This is a genomic window from Acidovorax sp. SUPP1855 (assembly GCF_030158955.1).
In the GTDB taxonomy this organism is placed as follows: domain Bacteria; phylum Pseudomonadota; class Gammaproteobacteria; order Burkholderiales; family Burkholderiaceae_C; genus Paracidovorax.
This window is the reverse complement of record NZ_BQXI01000032.1, coordinates 1-17,483: the sequence shown is the minus strand read 5'-3', so window position 1 is coordinate 17,483 and position 17,483 is coordinate 1. Positions and strand designations below refer to the sequence as shown.

14 protein-coding genes are annotated in these 17,483 nt (G+C 64.1%); all 14 read right to left on the bottom strand.

Annotation, left to right across the window (positions count from 1 at the left end; all coding sequences use genetic code 11):
- Positions 1-124: 124 nt before the first annotated feature.
- Positions 125-1,396, bottom strand: coding sequence for a hypothetical protein (locus AVMA1855_RS21780; RefSeq protein ID WP_284427285.1), 1,272 nt, complete (start codon positions 1,394-1,396; stop codon positions 125-127).
- Between the two features lie 390 nt (positions 1,397-1,786).
- A complete protein-coding gene (locus AVMA1855_RS21775; RefSeq protein ID WP_284397724.1) occupies positions 1,787-2,419 on the bottom strand; it encodes a hypothetical protein in 633 nt (210 codons plus the stop codon).
- Between the two features lie 16 nt (positions 2,420-2,435).
- Positions 2,436-4,130: a hypothetical protein gene (locus AVMA1855_RS21770; protein ID WP_284427284.1), complete on the bottom strand. Its 1,695-nt coding sequence runs from the start codon at positions 4,128-4,130 to the stop codon at positions 2,436-2,438.
- A gap of 133 nt (positions 4,131-4,263) precedes the next feature.
- Positions 4,264-5,718 (bottom strand): hypothetical protein, encoded by a 1,455-nt coding sequence (locus AVMA1855_RS21765; RefSeq protein WP_284427283.1) that lies wholly within the window; start codon positions 5,716-5,718, stop codon positions 4,264-4,266.
- A gap of 350 nt (positions 5,719-6,068) precedes the next feature.
- Positions 6,069-7,544: a protein kinase family protein gene (locus AVMA1855_RS21760; protein WP_284427282.1), complete on the bottom strand. Its 1,476-nt coding sequence runs from the start codon at positions 7,542-7,544 to the stop codon at positions 6,069-6,071.
- 428 nt (positions 7,545-7,972) lie between these two features.
- Positions 7,973-9,103 (bottom strand): acyl-CoA dehydrogenase family protein, encoded by a 1,131-nt coding sequence (locus tag AVMA1855_RS21755; RefSeq protein WP_284427281.1) that lies wholly within the window; start codon positions 9,101-9,103, stop codon positions 7,973-7,975.
- 101 nt (positions 9,104-9,204) lie between these two features.
- Positions 9,205-10,356 (bottom strand): acyltransferase family protein, encoded by a 1,152-nt coding sequence (locus AVMA1855_RS21750; protein WP_284427280.1) that lies wholly within the window; start codon positions 10,354-10,356, stop codon positions 9,205-9,207.
- Positions 10,353-11,024, bottom strand: a complete 672-nt coding sequence (locus AVMA1855_RS21745) for an SDR family oxidoreductase (RefSeq protein WP_284427279.1) — start codon at positions 11,022-11,024, stop codon at positions 10,353-10,355. Before AVMA1855_RS21745 ends, AVMA1855_RS21750 begins: the two co-directional genes overlap by 4 nt.
- 96 nt (positions 11,025-11,120) lie before the next feature.
- Positions 11,121-12,305: an acetyl-CoA C-acyltransferase gene (locus AVMA1855_RS21740; protein WP_284427278.1), complete on the bottom strand. Its 1,185-nt coding sequence runs from the start codon at positions 12,303-12,305 to the stop codon at positions 11,121-11,123.
- Positions 12,306-12,384: 79 nt separating this feature from the next.
- The gene (aceK, locus tag AVMA1855_RS21735) at positions 12,385-14,196 is read right to left on the bottom strand and encodes a bifunctional isocitrate dehydrogenase kinase/phosphatase (protein WP_284427277.1); all 1,812 of its coding nucleotides are present in this window, start codon (positions 14,194-14,196) and stop codon (positions 12,385-12,387) included.
- A 28-nt stretch (positions 14,197-14,224) separates the two neighbouring features.
- Positions 14,225-14,887: a carbonate dehydratase gene (gene can / locus AVMA1855_RS21730; protein ID WP_284427276.1), complete on the bottom strand. Its 663-nt coding sequence runs from the start codon at positions 14,885-14,887 to the stop codon at positions 14,225-14,227.
- Between the two features lie 29 nt (positions 14,888-14,916).
- Positions 14,917-16,104 carry an isovaleryl-CoA dehydrogenase gene (locus AVMA1855_RS21725; protein WP_284427275.1) on the bottom strand — a complete coding sequence of 396 codons (1,188 nt, stop codon included), beginning with the start codon at positions 16,102-16,104 and terminating at the stop codon, positions 14,917-14,919.
- Between the two features lie 36 nt (positions 16,105-16,140).
- Complete coding sequence (locus AVMA1855_RS21720; protein WP_284427274.1) at positions 16,141-16,602, bottom strand: PaaI family thioesterase; 462 nt, start codon at positions 16,600-16,602, stop codon at positions 16,141-16,143.
- Positions 16,603-16,642: 40 nt separating this feature from the next.
- Positions 16,643-17,041 carry a MerR family transcriptional regulator gene (locus AVMA1855_RS21715; protein WP_284427273.1) on the bottom strand — a complete coding sequence of 133 codons (399 nt, stop codon included), beginning with the start codon at positions 17,039-17,041 and terminating at the stop codon, positions 16,643-16,645.
- Between the last annotated feature and the right edge of the window lie 442 nt (positions 17,042-17,483).

The following is a 17,483-nucleotide window of genomic DNA, read 5'->3' as shown; positions in this document are numbered from 1 at the left end:
ACAGGATGGCACCCGGAAGTGTGCGGATGAGCCGGCGCTGAAGGCCGCCGGGTTGCGAAGCCCCAGCACGGGGGGCGAAGCGGGCCGCTACGCCGGCGCCAGCCCACGTCCTGCACGACACCTCTCACCAGTTGCTTTGCAGGCCCGCGGCATAGAACGGCACCCACTGGCGCTCGCGCCCGATGTAGCTGTTGTGCTCGGTCAGCAGCTCCTTCACGCCGGGCTCCCCCCAATGTTCGGGGTCGATCACCCGGCCGATCTCGCGCAGTTGGGCAATGTGCGCCTTGACGCCCTGGTGGCGCTGTATCGCCGCGCTGATTTCGGCCTCGTTCAACTTGTCTCCCAGCATCGAACGGATATCGCCCTCCGTGAGCGCCTGGATCGAACGCTCCATGTCGGTGTCCACGACCGGAGGCAGTCCCACACCCCGGAACCGGGCTTGTGCAGTGCCATCGGCGCCGGGCCGGATGCCCGCGGGATCGGTGAGCTTTTGGCCAAAGCACTGGTCGTTGTCGATCCCTGTGACCTTGGCCCGCCCGTCCGGCCCGATATCGATGAAATAGTTTTCATGGTAGCGGTCGGTTTGCCCCGTGAGGTGGTCGAGCAGTTGGAGCTTGGTCACCTCCGCACACACGTCCGCGCGGTCCAGCGTCTGCACGTCGGTGTACAAGGCTGGCTTGCCGGGGGCACGCTCCATGACCAACCCCAACTGGAGGTTGGAAACCGAAGGGGCTTGCCGGGTGTCGATCAACGCCACTTGCGTGTCCACGATCACGTCCATACCGAGTTTTCTGGCATAGGCAAGCGTCGCGATGTTGCGCATCGCGGTCTGCGGATCGCTCTCTGGAATGCCGGTGCCTGCGGTCGTCGGATTGTTCTTCTCCGTGGCCTTGAGGGGCTTGAAGATGCCATTGAACACCGAACCGTCCAGCTTCGCGAGACGGACCCCGAACACGGTGTGAAAGCTCCCTGATCTGAAAGCCCTGGGTGGTTCCAGGACCTGGACGTTGGTGAAGGCGGGCGACGTCTCGGGCGTGACCTTCAGGTTGATTTTTTGGTAGAGGCGGTGGATGGACAACTGGTCCAGCGCGGCCAGCAGCGCCTGCCGGTCCGTAGGCAGGATGCCTTGACCCAGCATGCCCTCCTCTATGGCGGCGCCCAGCGCGTCGGCGGCCAACGAGGGCTCCATCGCGCCGGCCTTGGCAATCGCCATCACGTCCGCGCGCACCAATGCAGCGAATGCCGCATCGCTGTGCACATCCAAGGCTTCGGGTGCGCCTTTGAGTTGTGCATTCAATCGCTCGGCCAGCGTGGCCGGGTGCTGCCTGGCCGCGCGTTCCTTCAAAAACCTCAGGGTTCCACCACCGCTTGGCAGGGCCGATTCGAGCAACCGCATTCGGCCGGCTCTGTCTGGCGTGTGCAGGCCGGGTGGCGATCGTCCGGTGCTTGCTGGCGAAAGGCCCGTCAGTGGCCGGGGTGCCGAATTGCGCACAGGCGAAAGCGGCCCTGCCGCGGCCTGATGCAGCCGCGGTGCCAGGCCCGGTCCCAAGGGCCCCTCCAGTGCGCGGGACGAAGAGGCAACCGGCCTGGCTGGCAAGGTGCCGGGCTCGATGCGCGACGGGCCGGGGTTTTGGCTCCGGGTGACCCGAAACGGACTGTCTGGCAAGGCAACTCCCTCCGCCGTTCAAAACGCACGGCACCGGGCAGTGTGTCGGCCAACGGCACTCGCGATCCAGCCTGTGGCGAAACGGCAGCCCGGCAGCCGAAGGAAGGCGGCGCACAGCGACTAAGTCATCGGCCCCTGCGGATTCGACCCACCAGCCAATGCCCGGCCAGCGATCACCGCCTCAAGCTCCTGAAGCACGGCCGCTCTCATGCCGCCGGCCGGGTTCCACGGCGTCTCGGCCGCGTTCTGCCCTGCGGCCACCCAGCGCCAACCCGCGTGATCAAAACGGCTCGCCGCCACGTGCAGCCGCATGCCCGACGGTATCTTGCCGGCCGATTCGGCACGTTGCAGGTGCGATAGCAAGGCAGCGGCCCAGTCGAACATTTCAGTGATATGCGCGCGGGCGGGCTCGGGCTCCAGGTAGGCTCCACCCCAGGGAAGCTTGATGAAAAGCGCCAACCCCTGGCCGACCAGGTAGAAATGCACCGCCCAGCTGTTGGTGCCATGCCCGTCGAAACCCACCACGGCGTAATCCGCCACATCGGGTTGCGTTTCGACTTCATCCAGGAAGTGATGGAAATCGTAAGGAGACGAGGCCACGGGACGCGTGGCGAACCATGCCCGCCCCTGGACCTGCAATGCGCTCGCCAGCGCTGTCGGTACGGGAGGAAACGGCAGTCCTTCGTCAGCGAAGAGGGTCAGGGCTGAGGACGCGCCGGCATGGCGTTCGGCTTCGTTGGCAGAGAGGTTCATGTGGGTTGTTCAATGTCTATGGTTGGCTGGCAACCCAGGCAAGATCGCGATCGCGGCCCAGATAGCTGTTTTCCGGGGTGAGGAGTTCCTGGATGTCGGAACGGCTCCATTCGTTCGGCGCGATGACGAGCCCCGCTGCGCGCAACTCGGCAATGTGCTGCCTGACGCCTCGGTACCGCTGGATGGCGGCATCAACCTCGGCATCGTTCAGCTTGTCTTCCAGGATCGAGACAATGCCTTCTTCCGTGAGGGCAAGGACTGCGCTTTCCATGTCCGTGTCCACCACAGGGGGGAGCGCCGTACCGCGGAGCCCCAGGCGCGACGGATCGATCACGACGCCTTTCGGGTTGGTCGGCGGCGCTTTGGCGCCGGCTGGATCAGTCAGTGCTGCGCCGAAGCTGGTGTCGTTATCGATGCCCATGCCCCTGGCCCGGCCATCGGAGCCGAGCTCGACAAAATAGTTTTTTTCGTAGCGATCGGCCTCCCCGGTCAGATGGTCAAGCAACTGGAGCTTCGTCACTTCAGCGCACACGGAGCCCTCCTTGAACACTTCAGCATCGACCTCTTCAGCCGGCTGACCAAGGGCGCGTTCCATGATCAGCCCCAAGGCAGGGTTGAACGGGTCATCTCCGATGGCGATCAACGCCACGCGCGTGTCGGTGACCACGTGAAAACCGATCATCTTCGCGTAGGCGACGGTTGCAAGGTTGCGCATCGCCGTCTGCGGATCTTCTCTCGATATGCCCGCCAGTCTGGCAGCCGCACTCCACTCCTCCACGCTGGGCACTTCGGGGTTCAGCGGCTTGAAAACGGCATCCAGTTCAGAGCCATCAGTGTTCTCAAGCTTGACTGCGTAAACCTTGTTGATTTTCCCCGCCTCCAACTCCACAGGCGCCTCCAGCACCTGCGCGTTGGTGAACGCGGGCATGGTGTCGTCCGTCATTTTCAGGTTCAGCCGCGTGTACAACCGGTCGATGACCAAGTCGTCCAGCACTTGCGTCAGCAATTCAAGGTCGCTCTTCAACATGCCTTGGCCAAGTATCCCCTCTTCCAAAGCCTCGGCCATCTTGTCGACCGCCACCAAAGGATCGACCCCACCAGCCATGGCCATCGCCCACAGGTCGTCACGCACCAGCGCCTCGAACGCCGTTTTCCGGGGGCCTTCCATCGGTTTGGGGGTTCCATGGCGGATCAAAAGCAACCTGTCGGCCAAAGTGGCCGGGTGCTCCCTGGCCGCGCGCGCCTTCAATCGTTTCATGGCCTGACCGCCATCCGGCAATGCCGAGTGCACCCATTGCGCCAGCGCAGCGCGGCGGGCCTGTTTGGCTTGCTGGGCCTGCTCCGCCTTCTCGGCCTTTTCTTCTCGCAGGGCCTCGTCCAGCAGTTGGCGCAGCGTCTGGCGTCGTACCGGCTGAGAAGGCGAGGTCTCGTGCGTCGGCGAGGTATGGCCGTCGGAGACATGGGGCTGGATCTCTGTCTGCGAGCGGTCGATGACCGGTTGGCGGTTCAGTGCGGACGGTGGCAACGGACTGCGCACGGGGGAAGACTGCTCACCAGCGCCCTGCAATCGCTTTGGCGCGCCCATGAGACCTTCAGGCCCCTTCAGCGCTACCGGAGTATGCGGCGTACGCGCGGGAGGCACGCCGCCAGACTCGACGCGCGGCGCATTGGGCACGGAACTGCGAGCGGTCCGAAACAGGTGATCCAGCAAAACGACTCTCTCTGCCGTCAAAGGGAACGGTGCAAATGAGTGTGTCGGCCAAGGACACCGGACGAACCCATTGCAGCGAAGCACGGGGTCGGCATGCGAAATGTCATGACCTTCCGCCGCAGAGCCCCGTGGCTCAAACGCCTGCCACTCGTTGAAGATCGCGTGCCAGGTAGCTGTTCTGAGGGGTCATGAGCGCCTGCACCTGCGGCGTCTCCCAATCTTTCGGATCGATGACCAAGTTCTGCTCCCGCAACTGAACGATGTGCGCTTTCAAGCCTCGGTACCGCTGAAGCGCGGCGGCAATTTCCGCGGTGTTCAATTTGTTGCCGAGCATGGAATGGATGTCGTCCTCCGTCATCGCCTCAATAGCGCGCTCCATGTCGGTATCCACCACGGGAGGCAGCCCGACTCCCTCCAAGAGCCTGTGCTGCGAGTCATCGGCGTATCGGGCACCGTCGGGATCGGTCAACTTCTCGCCAAAACACTGGTCGTTGTCGATGCCCATGACCGTGGGCCGATCGTCCGCGTCGATATGGATGAAGTAATTGAAACCATGGCGGTCCCCCTCCCCCGTCAGGTGGTCGAGCAGCTGGAGCTTGGTCACTTCCGCGCGAACATCTGCCCGGGCCAAAACGCTCGCAGGCGTGCGCTCGGCCGGTTCGCCAGGGGCCAGCTCCATGAGCAGGCCCAAGGAGGGATCAAACGGTTTTTTATCGACGTCGATCAGTGCCACGCGGGTATCCGGGATCACATGGAACCCGAGCTTCCTGGCGTAATCGACGGTGGCGAGATTGCGCATCACGGTCTGAGGGTCATATCTCGGAATGCCGGTCACCAAACCGGCATAAGACCAATCCTCCTTCGGAATCGGCTTGAAGAGGGCATTCAGCACCGCGCCGTCGGTTTCCTTGAGCTTGACTTCATAGACGTGTGTGGATTTTCCGGCGCCGAACGGTTTAGGCACTTGCAGAAGGTCTGCGTCGGTAAAGGCAGGCTTGGTGTCGTCTGTCATTGCCAGATTCCACCGCCGGTAGAGACCTTCCAAGGACAGGTCACCCAATATTTCCAGCAAAAGCGCTCGATCCCTTTTGAGGATGCCTTGGCCGAAGATGCCTTCGCCGAGCGCCTCGGTCAATTGGTCGACCGCAGCCCTGGGTGCGATCTGGCCAGTGGATGCCAGCGCCCGCAGATCAGCGCGCACCAACGTTTCGAAAGCCGACCTGCGCTGGTCTTTCATGGTTTTGGGCAGTCCGGTCTGGATCGAATGCCATATCTGAGCCGCCGTCTTCGGGTGCTTTCTGACTGCGCGCTCCTTGAGCCGTTTCATGGCCTGTCCCCCGTCGGGCAGCGCCGAATGCACCAGTTGCTCCAGCGCGGCACGCCGTTGCTGACGGTCTTGCTCGGCCTTTTCGGCTTGCTCGATTTTTTCCTGCCGAAGCTCCTGCTTCAAAAGTTCGCCCAGTCTCGGACGGCCAACCTTCTGCGATGGCGGAGCCGCATCCGGCCCTTGCGATGGATTGGCGCCAGAAGACAACTCTTGAATCTCACTTTGCAGTCGAATGCTGGGCTGCCTGTTCAGGGAGGGCAACGGGCTGCGAAGGGGTGAGAGTTGCTCCAACGATCCTTGGGGCCGTTTGGGCGCATGCCGGAGTCCCGCAGGACTTTCCGAAGCGAGGGGCGAAGGCGTCTCAGGAGGCTTCGGTACATCGGCGGAGGTGCGGGGCTTATTGTGTATAAGGCCTCGGGCAAGCCGGGAAGCGATATCCGACAACATGGCTTTCTTTCTGCCGCCAGAATGGTTCGGCCCGAGCGACTATGCCGGACAACAACACGGGCCTGCACGCTGCTGCGAAGCCCACGGCCGAAAGGCGAAAAAACGAAGAGCGATTGGCAATGAGCCACTGGCAATTCGATGGCCATGCGTTGGCGATCAATGCCTCACCAGGTGGTGATCGACAGCGCATGGTCACGCTCGCGCCCCACGTAGCTGTTTTGGCTGTTCAGGAGTTGCTGCACGCCCGCATCGCCCCACTCGGCCGGATCGATCACGCGGTTGGTGGAACGCAGTTGCGCAATATGCTGCTTGACGCCTTCGTGCCGCTGGACCGCCGCGTCGATCTCGGCCTCACTCAACTTGTCTCCCAGCATCGAACGGATGTCGGTTTCAGTGAGCGCGCCAATCGATCGCTCCATTTCGGTATCCACCACCGGAGGCAGCCCCGTCCCGCGGAACCCTTTACGCGAGGGATCATTCCGGATTCTTTCGATTCCGGCCGGGTCCGTCATTTTGTGTCCGAAGCATTGATCGTTATCGATCCCCATCACCTTGGCACGCCCGTCCGGTTCGAGGTTGATGAAATAGTTGCCGGCATGGCGATCGCCTTGCCCTGTGAGGTGATCCAGTAACTGCAACTTGGTCACTTCCGCACATACGTTCGCTTGCCTGAAAAGTTTTGGATCAGTGTCGGCGGCCGACTTGCCGCGGGCCCGCTCCATCACCATACCCAGTTGACGGCCTTGTCCGGTATCGATCAACGCGACGCGTGTATCGGCAACCACGCGCATGCCGAGCTTTCTCACATAGGCCACCGTGGCCACGTTGCGCATTGCGATCTGTGGATCGTCAGGGGGAATACCGGTTTCCATGGCCACCCATCCACGCTCCACCGTGCTGAGCGGCTTGAAAATGGCGTCGATCGGAGCACCATCCGGGCCCGTCAGCTTGACCGAAAACACCGTGTTGAACTTTCCCGATCCCAGCTTCTCGGGCTTTTCAAGAACCTGGTCGTCGGTAAAGGTCAGCCGCGTATAGGGAGTGATTTTCAGGTTCAGTTCATCGTATCGGCAGTTGACGGCCCATCCCTCAAGCACTTCCAACAGCATCTGCCGGTCTCGCTCCAGGATGGAAGGGCCAGCGGTGCCATTTTTCAACGCGTTGATCATCTCGTCGATCGCGCGTGAGTTTTCGATATCACCAGCCTCGCCAAGCGCCACGACGTCTGCCCAGATCAGATCCTCGAACGCCTCTTTGCGTTTCCCCTCCATGGGTTTGGGCTTTCCATTCAAGATGGCGTGCCATCGCTGGTCCATCGTGGACGGATGCATCCTGGCCGCGCGGTCCTTCAACCGCTTCAGTGCTCCACCGGCATTGAACAGTGCCAATCGCGCCTGCTCGGCCTCCTCCCGGCGCTCCTGAGCCAGCAATTGCCCCAGTGTCGTTCGGGGCACACGCGCGGATCGCTGGGCGCTTGCCGCGCGCTGCAGGGGATCGGACGCGCCACGGATGCCGGCGTGTGGCGGGACGAAGGGCGTATGGCGTACCACCGCAGGCAGAGGCAACGCCGATGCTGCGACAGACGCCTTGGTGCTTGCCTGCGCCTTGCCTAACAGCGACTGTGGCAACGGGCTGCGCACGGGAGAGCCATGCTCTTGGGTGCCCGGTGGGCGCCTGGCAGCGCTGCGCAGTCCGGCTGGTGCATTAAGCACTGACGGAGAGGGCGATGCCGACCGGGATGGCTCCACGTCGGTGTGAATGCGCTGCGATCCCAGGCCGGGGTTTCGATCTATCCGAAATGAGTTCTCCGGCAACATGGCTCTCTTTCTGCCGCCAAGACCTGCCGGCGTCTCGGAGCATCCGATATCTGCGCGCGCGCCAACCCATCATGGCGAAGCACTGGGCAAACCAGCGAAAAATGCCGGCCGTCTTTCTAGACTTTGAAGGAACAGCACGCCCGGACCACTCGCCCCCTCACAGCACCGGAATTCCATCAACCGCCGCGCCTGATGGCGCGGTCAACCCATGCGAGGATGCCCGCACCCGCACCACCACCGCGCCATCAAACTCAGGCCAGCGCGCGCTGGATGATGATCTTCTGCACGTCGCTCGTGCCTTCGTAGATCTGGCACACGCGCACGTCGCGGTAGATGCGCTCCACGGGAAAGTCGTTCACCACGCCGTAGCCGCCGAGCGTCTGGATCGCCGCGCTGCACACGCGCTCGGCCATCTCGCTGGCGAAGAGCTTGACCATGGCGGCCTCTTTCAAGCACGGCCGGCCGGCATCGCGCAGCGCCGCCGCGTGCCAGATGAGCTGGCGCGCCGCCTCGATCTGCGTGGCGCAATCGGCCAGCCGAAAGCCCACCGCCTGGTGGTTGAAGATGGGCGTGCCGAAGCTCTCGCGCTCCTTCGAATACGCCAGCGCGGCCTCGAAGGCGCTGCGTGCCATGCCCACGCTCTGCGCGGCGATGCCGATGCGCCCGCCCTCCAACGCGCCGAGCGCGATCTTGTAGCCCTCGCCCTCCGCACCGATCAGGTTCTCGGCCGGCACGCGGCACTGGTCGAACTGGATCTGTGCCGTGTCGCTGCTGTGCTGGCCGAGCTTGTCCTCCAGCCGCGCGACGGTGTAGCCCGGCGAGTCGGTGGGCACCAGGAAGGCGCTCATGCCCTTCTTGCCCGCGCCCTTGTCGGTGACCGCGATGACGATGGCCACGTGGCCGTTCTTGCCGCTGGTGATGAACTGCTTGACGCCGTTGATCACGTAGCCGTCGCCGTCCTTCACCGCCGTCGTGCGCAGGGCCGATGCGTCCGAGCCCACGTGCGGCTCGGTCAGGCAGAACGCGCCCAGAATCCGGCCCTGCGCCAGCGGCGCGAGCCAGGCCTTCTTCTGCGCGGCGTTGCCGTAGCGCATGAGGATGGCGTTCACCGGGCAGTTGGTCACGCTGATGGCCGTGCTGGTTCCGCCATCGCCGGCCGCGATCTCCTCCAGCACCAGCGCGAGCGTCAGGTAGTCAAGGCCCGCGCCGCCATCCTCTTCAGGCACGCAGATGCCGTAGGCGCCCAGCGCGGCCAGGCCCTGGTGGGCCTCGCGGGGGAAGTGGTGTTCGCGGTCCCATCGGGCGGCGTGCGGCCACAGCTCGCGCTGGGCGAAGTCGCGCACCGCGTCGCGGATCATTTCCTGGTCTTGGTTCAACAGCATGCTTTTTGTCTCCGTCGTCGAAAGGAATGGCTCTGAAAAAGGCCCTGAAAATTCGTTTGCCGAAGCCGGCGCATCCGCCTCGCGGTGCCGGCCAGCGCCGGCTACACCGGCGTGCCGTGCATGCGCAGGCCGCGGCGGCGCGACCACTGCTCCACCACGCGCCGCCCATAGCGCACTCCGGGCTTTTCGATGCAGAACCACGAGAACGCCGCCATGGCCAGCGTCAGCGCGAGCGACACCGCGATGCACACCGCCAGGCTCCAGCCGCGCCTGAGGCTGATTTCCGTCACGGCCTGCTGGATCGGAAAGGCGTAGATGTAGACGCCATAGGACAGGTCTTCGCGCAGCCAGCCGCCCGAGCGGCCGCCGCCCACGTGCGCGGCCCAGAAGATGCCGGCCGCCACCAGAGCCCACACGCCGATCTGCACGCTCCACGCCTGCGGCGTGAACCACGCCAGTGCGCCGCCCAGCACGGCCACCGCCAGCAGCCACGGGCCGCTGCGCACGCGGTAAGCCGCGAAGGTGCAGCCGAGCAGGAACGCCACGCCGAACCCTGACACCTCGGCCCAGTGGAACAGGTGGAAGAGCGCCGTGAGCCACCGCGGCCCGGCATCGACCCAGGCATCCCAGCCGGCCACCCGCACCCACTGCCAGGACACCGCCATGAGCAGCGCAGCCACGGGATACACCCAGCGCCGCCGCGTCCACCCCGCCACGCCCGCCATCGACAGCAGCAGGTACATCAGCAGCTCGTAGCGGATCGTCCACAGCGAGCCGTTCACCGACCGGGCGAACGGGTTGTTCTCGAACACGCCCGGCAGCACCTGCATGGCGGCCAGCCCCACGGCGTTGTTGAGGAAATGGATCCACGTGCGGGCATCGGACCAGTACTGCGCCGTCGGCAGCTGCGTCATGGCCCAGCCCAGCACGAACACAGCGAACGCGGTCGCCACCACCAGCCCGGGAAAGATGCGCGCCACGCGCTTGGCCCAGAACACGCCGATGTCCGGCTCGCGCTCCCAGCTCTGGCACACGAGGTAGCCGCTGATGAAGAAAAAGCAGTACACCGCCAGCGAGCCCAGGCTGTGTCCGGCGAAGGGCACGGGCATGCTCAGGCGGTAGAGGAACTCGCCATGCGACAGCAGCACGGCGATCGCCGCTGCCAGGCGCAGCAGGTTGAAATGGTTCGCGCTATGCGCGGTCGGCGCGATCACCGCCGCCCCACGCGGGGCGTCCAGCACTGCGGTGCTCACCAGTGCGCGGCCCGGCGGCCGTCGTGGTGCAGCAGCCGGCCCCGGTCGGCCGGGGTAACGCCCGCCAGCACCGCGCGCATGCCGCGCACGCTCGCCTCGGGCGTGAGCGCCGCGCCCTCGCCCCCCATGTCGGTCTGCACCCAGCCCGGGTCGATCGTGATGAGCGTGGCCCCCGGATAGTCGTGCTGCGCCGCGGCCACCGCCATGTTGAGCGCGGCCTTGCTCGTGCGGTACAGCCACGAATCGCTGCCCGGCACGCTGCCGATGAGCGACATGGCGGACGACAGGAACGCCAGGGTGCCGCCCGCCATCGCCACATGGGGCGCGACCTGCGGCAGCGCCTGCATGGCGCCGAGCACGTTGGTGCGCATGACCGCATCGAAATCCTCGCGCGTGGGCGGGGTGAGCGCCGAGGGCCGGCGGATCACGCCCGCCACGTAGAGCGCCACGTCGAGCTTTTCGCCGTCCAGAAGCCAGGCCAGGCCGCTGACGCTGGCCGGGTCGGCCACATCCACGCGCATCGGCTCGGCCCCCATGGACTGCACGCGCTCGCGACCGGCGTCGTCGCGCACGGTGGCGATCACGCGCCAGCCGGCCTCACGGTACTGCCGCACGAATTCGAGCCCGATGCCGCGCGATGCACCGATGACGAGAACGGTCTGAGTCACTGCCTGAGTCCTTGTATCCAATCGGCTTCCACCGCAATCAATTCTAGGGCGTATTGCTATATATTTAATAGCAATACACCAAGCGCCTCGATCAGATCAGATCAGCTCCAGCGCGACGGCCGTGCCTTCGCCCCCGCCGATGCACAGCGTGGCCAGGCCGCGCTTCTTGCCGCGCGCCTTCAGCGCATGGATCAGCGTGACCATGATGCGGGCGCCGCTGGCACCGATGGGGTGGCCCAGGGCGCAGGCGCCGCCGTTCACGTTGACGATGTCGTGCGACACGTTCAGCTCCTTCATGAGCGCCATGGGCACGACGGCAAAGGCCTCGTTCACTTCCCACAGGTCCACGTCCAGCACGCTCCAGCCGGCCTTGTTCAGGGCTTTCTGGGTGGCGCCGACCGGGGCGGTGGTGAACCATTCCGGGGCCTGCGCGTGCATGGCATGGGCCACGATGCGGGCGATGGGCTGGCGGCCGAGCTTGAGGGCGGTGGACTCGCGCATCATTACCAGCGCGGCCGCGCCGTCGTTGATGCTGGAACTGGAGACGGCGGTGATGGTGCCGTCCTTCTTGAACGCGGGCTTGAGCTGGGGAATCTTGTCCAGCTTGACCTTGCCCGGGCCTTCGTCCACCGACACCACGGTCTCGCCCGCACGGGTCTTGACCGTGACCGGCGCGATCTCGTCGGCGAACGCGCCGGAGTCGCTGGCCGCCTTGGCGCGCTGCACGCTGGCCACGGCGAAGGCATCCTGCTGCTCGCGCGTGAACTGGTACTTTGCGGCGCAATCCTCGCCGAAGGTGCCCATCGAGCGGCCGGGCTCGTAGGCGTCCTCCAGGCCGTCGAGCATCATGTGGTCGAAGATGCGGTCATGGCCCAGGCGGTAGCCGCCGCGGCCCTTTTGCAACAGGTAGGGCGCGTTGGTCATGCTCTCCATGCCGCCGGCGACGATCACGTCGTGCGTGCCGGCCAGCAGCAGGTCGTGCGCGAACATCGCGGCCTTCATGCCCGAGCCGCACATCTTGCTCAGCGTCACGGCGCCGGCGCTCTGCGGCAGCCCGCCCTTGAAGCCTGCCTGGCGCGCGGGCGCCTGGCCCTGGCCGGCCATCAGGCAATTGCCGAACAGCACCTCTTCGACCAACTCCGGCGCGATGCCCGCGCGCTCGACGGCGGCGCGGATGGCCACGCCGCCCAGGTCGTGCGCGGCCAGGCTGGAGAAATCGCCCTGGAAGGCGCCCATGGGGGTGCGTGCGGCACCGACGATGACGATGGAATCACTGCTCATGCTGTTGCTCCTGCTGCAAAAAGAGGGGAAGGGGTGGAAAAGCCGAAGGGAAACGGCCAGGGTGCGGCCGCGGCGGCGCTCAGGAAGGCGGCGCAGTCCTGGACGAGAACCGCCGTTCGTTGTCGTAGGGAAAGACGTCGTACACATGGCCCGCCTGGATGCGCTCCTTGTGCGACTGCCAGAAGTCCGCGTCCAGCAGATCGGCGTGGTGGCGCATGAACACGTCGCGCACCGCGTCGTTGCCGAGCAGAAAGGGAGCGAAGGTTTCCGGGAACACGTCGCGCGGCCCCACGGCGTACCAGACCTCGCCGCTCATCTCGTCCTCTTCGTTGCGCGCCGCGGGCACGCGGCGGAACTGGCAATCGGTGAGGTATTCGATCTCGTCGTAGTCGTAGAACACGACCTTGCCGTTGCGCGTGACGCCGAAATTCTTCCACAGCATGTCGCCGGGAAAGATGTTGGCGGCCACTAGGTCCTTGATCGCGTTGCCGTACTCGACCACGCTGCGCTCCATCTGCTGGCGCGCGCGCGCATCGTGCAGGCCGGCATCGAAGGCCTCCTGCAGGTAGATGTTGAGCGGAATCATCCGCCGCTCGATGTACAGGTGCTTGATGATGACCTCGGTCTGGCCGTCGCCATCGCGGTCGCTGATCTCCAACTGGCTCGGGGCGAATTTTTCGATCTCGGCGATCAGCCCGTCCTCGAATCGCTCGCGTGGAAAGGCCACCTCGCTGTATTCGAGCGTATCGGCCATGCGGCCCACGCGGTCGTGCTGCTTGACCAGCAGGTATTTGGACTTTATCTGCTCGCGAGTCGTGTCCTTCGGTGGCGGGTAGTAGTCCTTGATGAGCTTGAACACGAACGGAAAGCTGGGCAGGTCGAACACCAGCATCACCATGCCCTTGATACCCGGCGCGATGCGAAAGCGGTCGCTGGAATAGCGCAGGTGGTGCAGGAAATCGCGGTAGAACAGCGTCTTGCCCTGCTTGGCCAAGCCCAGCGCGTTGTACAGCTCGGCCCGGGGCTTGCGCGGCATCAGGCTGCGCAGGAACTGCACATAAGCGCTCGGGATTTCCATGTCCACCATGAAATAAGCCCGCGCGAAGCTGAACAGCATCTGCAGGTCGTCCTCGCCGAACAGGGCTGCATCGATCACCAGGCGGCCCGCGCTGCCGTGCAGGATGGGCAGGGCGAACGCCAGTTCGTTGAAGCCGTTGATCACCTTGCCCACCAGGTAGGCGCCCTTGTTGCGATAGAACAGGCCCGAAAGCACCTGCACCTGGAAATTGGCGCGCAGCTTGGTGTGCGGCCCCAGGCGCTGCTGGAGGGCGGCCAGCACATGGCGGGTATCGCGGTCCAGGTCTTCGAACTCGCGCTGCAGCTGGAAGTTGTCCACGATGCGGACCAACGTCTCGTGCAGTGTGTCCGGCGACGGGTAGTAGGCGCGGTACGTCGGCCGGGCGGCCGGCTCTTCGTTTTCGATGTACTCCGTGCTCACGGCCGGCCGCACGAAGATGAAGTCGTTGTGGAAATGCGTGCGGTGCAGGATCTTCGTCGTGACCGAGTTGAAAAACGTCTCGGCCAGCTCGGGCTGGTGGTGATCCACGAGCAGGCCGATGTAGTGCAGCTTGACCTGGTGCCACACGTCCATGGGCTGCTCGCCCGCGTTGAACTCCTTGTCCAGCCGCCGCACGCATTCCTTCACGCGCAGATCGTAGAACTCGATCCGCTCGCGCTGGGCCCTTTGCTGCCCGTGCCAGTCGGCCGTCTCGAAACGGTGCTTGGCGCGCGCGGACTCCTTACGGAACAGCTGATAGTGGCGGTTGAAGCCATCCATCATCGCCTTGGCGATCGCGTAGGCGTGGGGGGAGTCCAGTCGCTGGGGAAACATGGGCCGCGTCCTGCGAAGGAGAGCGAGCTTACTCGCGGCGGGTGGCCGCAATGTCGGCAACGGCCGCCTGGTAGAGCGCGTCGAGGCCTTCGGTGCCAGAGACCTCCAGGTTCAGGTTCTTGATCAACCCGTCCTTGAGGCCGTAGCACCAGGCGTGCAGGGTGACGTTCTGGCCGCTCGCCCAAGCGTCGAGCATCACAGTGGTCTGCGCGACGTTCATCACCTGCTCGACGGCGTTGAGTTCGCACAGCACGTCGTGGCGCCACGCCTGCGGCGTCGCGGCGATGAGGTCGCGGTGGCGGTCGCGCACATCCTTCACGTGGCGGATCCAGTTGTCCGCCAGGCCCACACGCACGTCCTGCAGCGCGGCCAGCACACCGCCGCATCCGTAATGGCCGACCACCATCAGGTGTTCGACCCGCAGTTGGTCGACCGCGTACTGGATGGTGGAGAGACAGTTCAGATCGGTAGGCACCACCACGTTGGCCACGTTGCGGTGCACGAACACCTCGCCGGGCTCCAATCCGGTGATCTGATTGGCCGGCACGCGGCTGTCGGAACAGCCGACCCACATGTATTTGGGCTTTTGCTGCGCCATGAGGCCAGTGAAAAACCCGGGACGTTCCCGCTCCATCTGCGCTGCCCACGAACGGTTGTGGACAAAAAGTTGTTCGATGTCGGGAACGGCCATGTCAGTTCTTTCGAAGATTGTTCAACAAATCAGCATGTTTCCGCGAACAATTCGCGGCCGATTAGCATACGGCGAATTTCGCTGGTGCCGGCGCCGATCTCGTACAGTTTTGCATCTCTCCAGAGGCGGCCCAAGGGGTATTCGTTGATGTAACCGTTTCCGCCGAAAATCTGAACTCCCTCGCCTGCCATCCAGGTGGCTTTTTCGGCGCACCACAGAATGACGGAAGCGCAGTCCTTGCGAACCTGGCGCACATGGTCGGTACCCAGCATGTCGAGGTTCTTCGCCACCGTGTAGGCAAACGAGCGGCCGGCCTGCAGCACGGTGTACATGTCGGCCACCTTGCCCTGGATCAGCTGGAACTCGCCGATGCTCTGGCCGAACTGCTTGCGGTCGTGGATGTAGGGCACCACGTTGTCCATGACCGACTGCATGATCCCCAGCGGCCCGCCGGTCAGCACCGCGCGTTCGTAGTCGAGCCCGCTCATGAGAACCTTGGCACCACCGTTGACGGTGCCCAGGACCTGGCTCGCTGGCACTTCGACGTTCTCGAACACCAACTCGCCCGTGTGGCTTCCCCGCATGCCGAGCTTGTCGAGCTTTTGCGCAATGCTGAAGCCCTTCATTCCCTTTTCGATCAGAAAAGCCGTGACGCCGCGCGCGCCCAGTTCGGGCTCCGTCTTGGCGTAGACCACCAGCGTGTCGGCATCCGGGCCGTTGGTGATCCACATCTTGGTACCGTTGAGCAGGTAGTAACCACCTTTGTCTTCGGCCTTGAGCTTCATGCTGATCACATCGGAGCCGGCACCCGGCTCGCTCATGGCCAGCGCGCCCACGTGCTCGCCACTGATCAGGCCGGGCAGGTATTTGCGCTTTTGCTCTTCGGAGCCGTTGCGGTTGATCTGGTTCACGCACAGGTTGCTGTGGGCGCCATAGGACAGGCCCACCGATGCGCTGGCCCGGGAAATTTCCTCCATCGCCACCATGTGCGCGAGATACCCCATGTGCGCACCGCCGTAGGCTTCCGGCACGGTGATGCCGAGCACGCCCAACTCGCCCATCTTGCGCCAGAGGTCCATGGGAAATTGGTCGGTGCGATCGATCTCCCCCGCACGCGGTGCGATCTCGGCTTGCGCGAAATCGCGCACGGCATCGCGCAACGCGTCGATGTCTTCACCCAGTTGGAAATTCAGGCCGGGAAGGCTGGCGAGGGTCATGGAGTCTCCTATTTTGGGAATCAATGAAGAAGAAATTCAGCCAGCAATGCCATCGCGCCCGATGACGGACATGAGCGTGCAGCCCATGGTGGCGATGAGTTTTTCCTGGCTGCCGTCAATACCGTAGGCCCGGCCCTCGCACACCGTGATGGTCCGGCCTGGCTTGATGACACGGCCTTCCATGCGAAAGCGGGGTCCGCGCGCCGGCGCCAACAGGTTGATCTTGAATTCGATCGTCAACACCGCGGCTTCGTCGGGCATCAAGGTGAAGGCCGCGTATCCGCAGGCGGAATCCAGCGCGGCGGACACCATTCCCGCATGCAAAAACCCATGCTGCTGCGTCAGAGACGGGGCCCAATCCAGTTCGATGTCCACCTCGCCAGGGGCAATGCGCCCCAGATGCGCGCCCAAAGTGTGCATCGCGCCCTGTAGCGCAAAACTCTGGGAAACGCGTTGTACATGGTCGGGGTGGGCAAGGTCAGACAACGTGATCGGCATGGCTTGGCTGAGTTACGTTTACGTAAACGTCAATTATGGCCTATTTCTTCTTTTCTGCCTTGAGGAGCAGTGCCCGCGCTTCTTTTTCATGCTCCCGCACCTCCTCCAGATTCGCCTGAAGATCGGCCATCTGGGCTTCCAGTTGCTTGCGGTGGTCCGCCAGTACGTCCAGGAATTTACGAAGCTGCACGCCCGTGTCTCTGGGGCTGTCGTAGAGATCGATGATCTCCTTCGCCTCGGTCAGCGAAAGCCCCAGGCGTTTTGCCCGCAAGGTAAGCCGCAACCGAGTGCGATCGCGAGCGGTGTAGATGCGAGTACGGGCGCCGGGTCCGGTGCGTTGGGGTTGGAGGAGGCCCATGTCTTCATAGAAGCGCATGGCGCGGGTGGTGAGGTCGAACTCTTTGGCGAGGTCGCTGATGGTGTAGGTGGTGGCGGCCATAGGAGGTGGGGGAGACTCGTGGAGATTCATCCCTGTCAGCGGCTGCGGTGGTGGGGGGAGGGTTCGCTGACGTTGACGTAACGTCAATCGTAGCGTATCCACTGGGCCTGGAGCGGATTGAACTGGCCTGGATCGGGCCAAGCTGATCGGAATGGCAGCGTGGTCGCGTGATCCGTTGAATGCCTGAGGCCGACGAACAGCGCCGCATTGAAGCCTGCAATGCGTTGTCAGGCTTGGGCCGGAGGCCAAGGGGCGTACCTGACTGGAGACTGATTCACCCAAGCAGGCTACGTTTAGCGAAGATTTGGAGGAGAGATTTTCATTCTCCAAAGCAAAGCGCCCCGACATCGTTGGATGTCGGGGCGATTTGGGCTGTAAGAGCCTGACGATGACCTACTTTCACACGGGAACCCGCACTATCATCGGCGCAAAGTCGTTTCAC

What these genes read in the sequence shown, in the direction of transcription:
- AVMA1855_RS21775 (WP_284397724.1), bottom strand. Translation starts at nt 2,419, where the DNA reads ATGAACCTCTCTGCCAACGAAGCCGAACGCCATGCCGGCGCGTCCTCA.
- AVMA1855_RS21725 (WP_284427275.1), bottom strand. Translation starts at nt 16,104, where the DNA reads ATGACCCTCGCCAGCCTTCCCGGCCTGAATTTCCAACTGGGTGAAGAC.
- AVMA1855_RS21715 (WP_284427273.1), bottom strand. Translation starts at nt 17,041, where the DNA reads ATGGCCGCCACCACCTACACCATCAGCGACCTCGCCAAAGAGTTCGAC.
- AVMA1855_RS21720 (WP_284427274.1), bottom strand. Translation starts at nt 16,602, where the DNA reads ATGCCGATCACGTTGTCTGACCTTGCCCACCCCGACCATGTACAACGC.
- aceK (WP_284427277.1), bottom strand. Translation starts at nt 14,196, where the DNA reads ATGTTTCCCCAGCGACTGGACTCCCCCCACGCCTACGCGATCGCCAAG.
- AVMA1855_RS21740 (WP_284427278.1), bottom strand. Translation starts at nt 12,305, where the DNA reads ATGAGCAGTGATTCCATCGTCATCGTCGGTGCCGCACGCACCCCCATG.
- AVMA1855_RS21755 (WP_284427281.1), bottom strand. Translation starts at nt 9,103, where the DNA reads ATGCTGTTGAACCAAGACCAGGAAATGATCCGCGACGCGGTGCGCGAC.
- AVMA1855_RS21780 (WP_284427285.1), bottom strand. Translation starts at nt 1,396, where the DNA reads ATGCGGTTGCTCGAATCGGCCCTGCCAAGCGGTGGTGGAACCCTGAGG.
- can (WP_284427276.1), bottom strand. Translation starts at nt 14,887, where the DNA reads ATGGCCGTTCCCGACATCGAACAACTTTTTGTCCACAACCGTTCGTGG.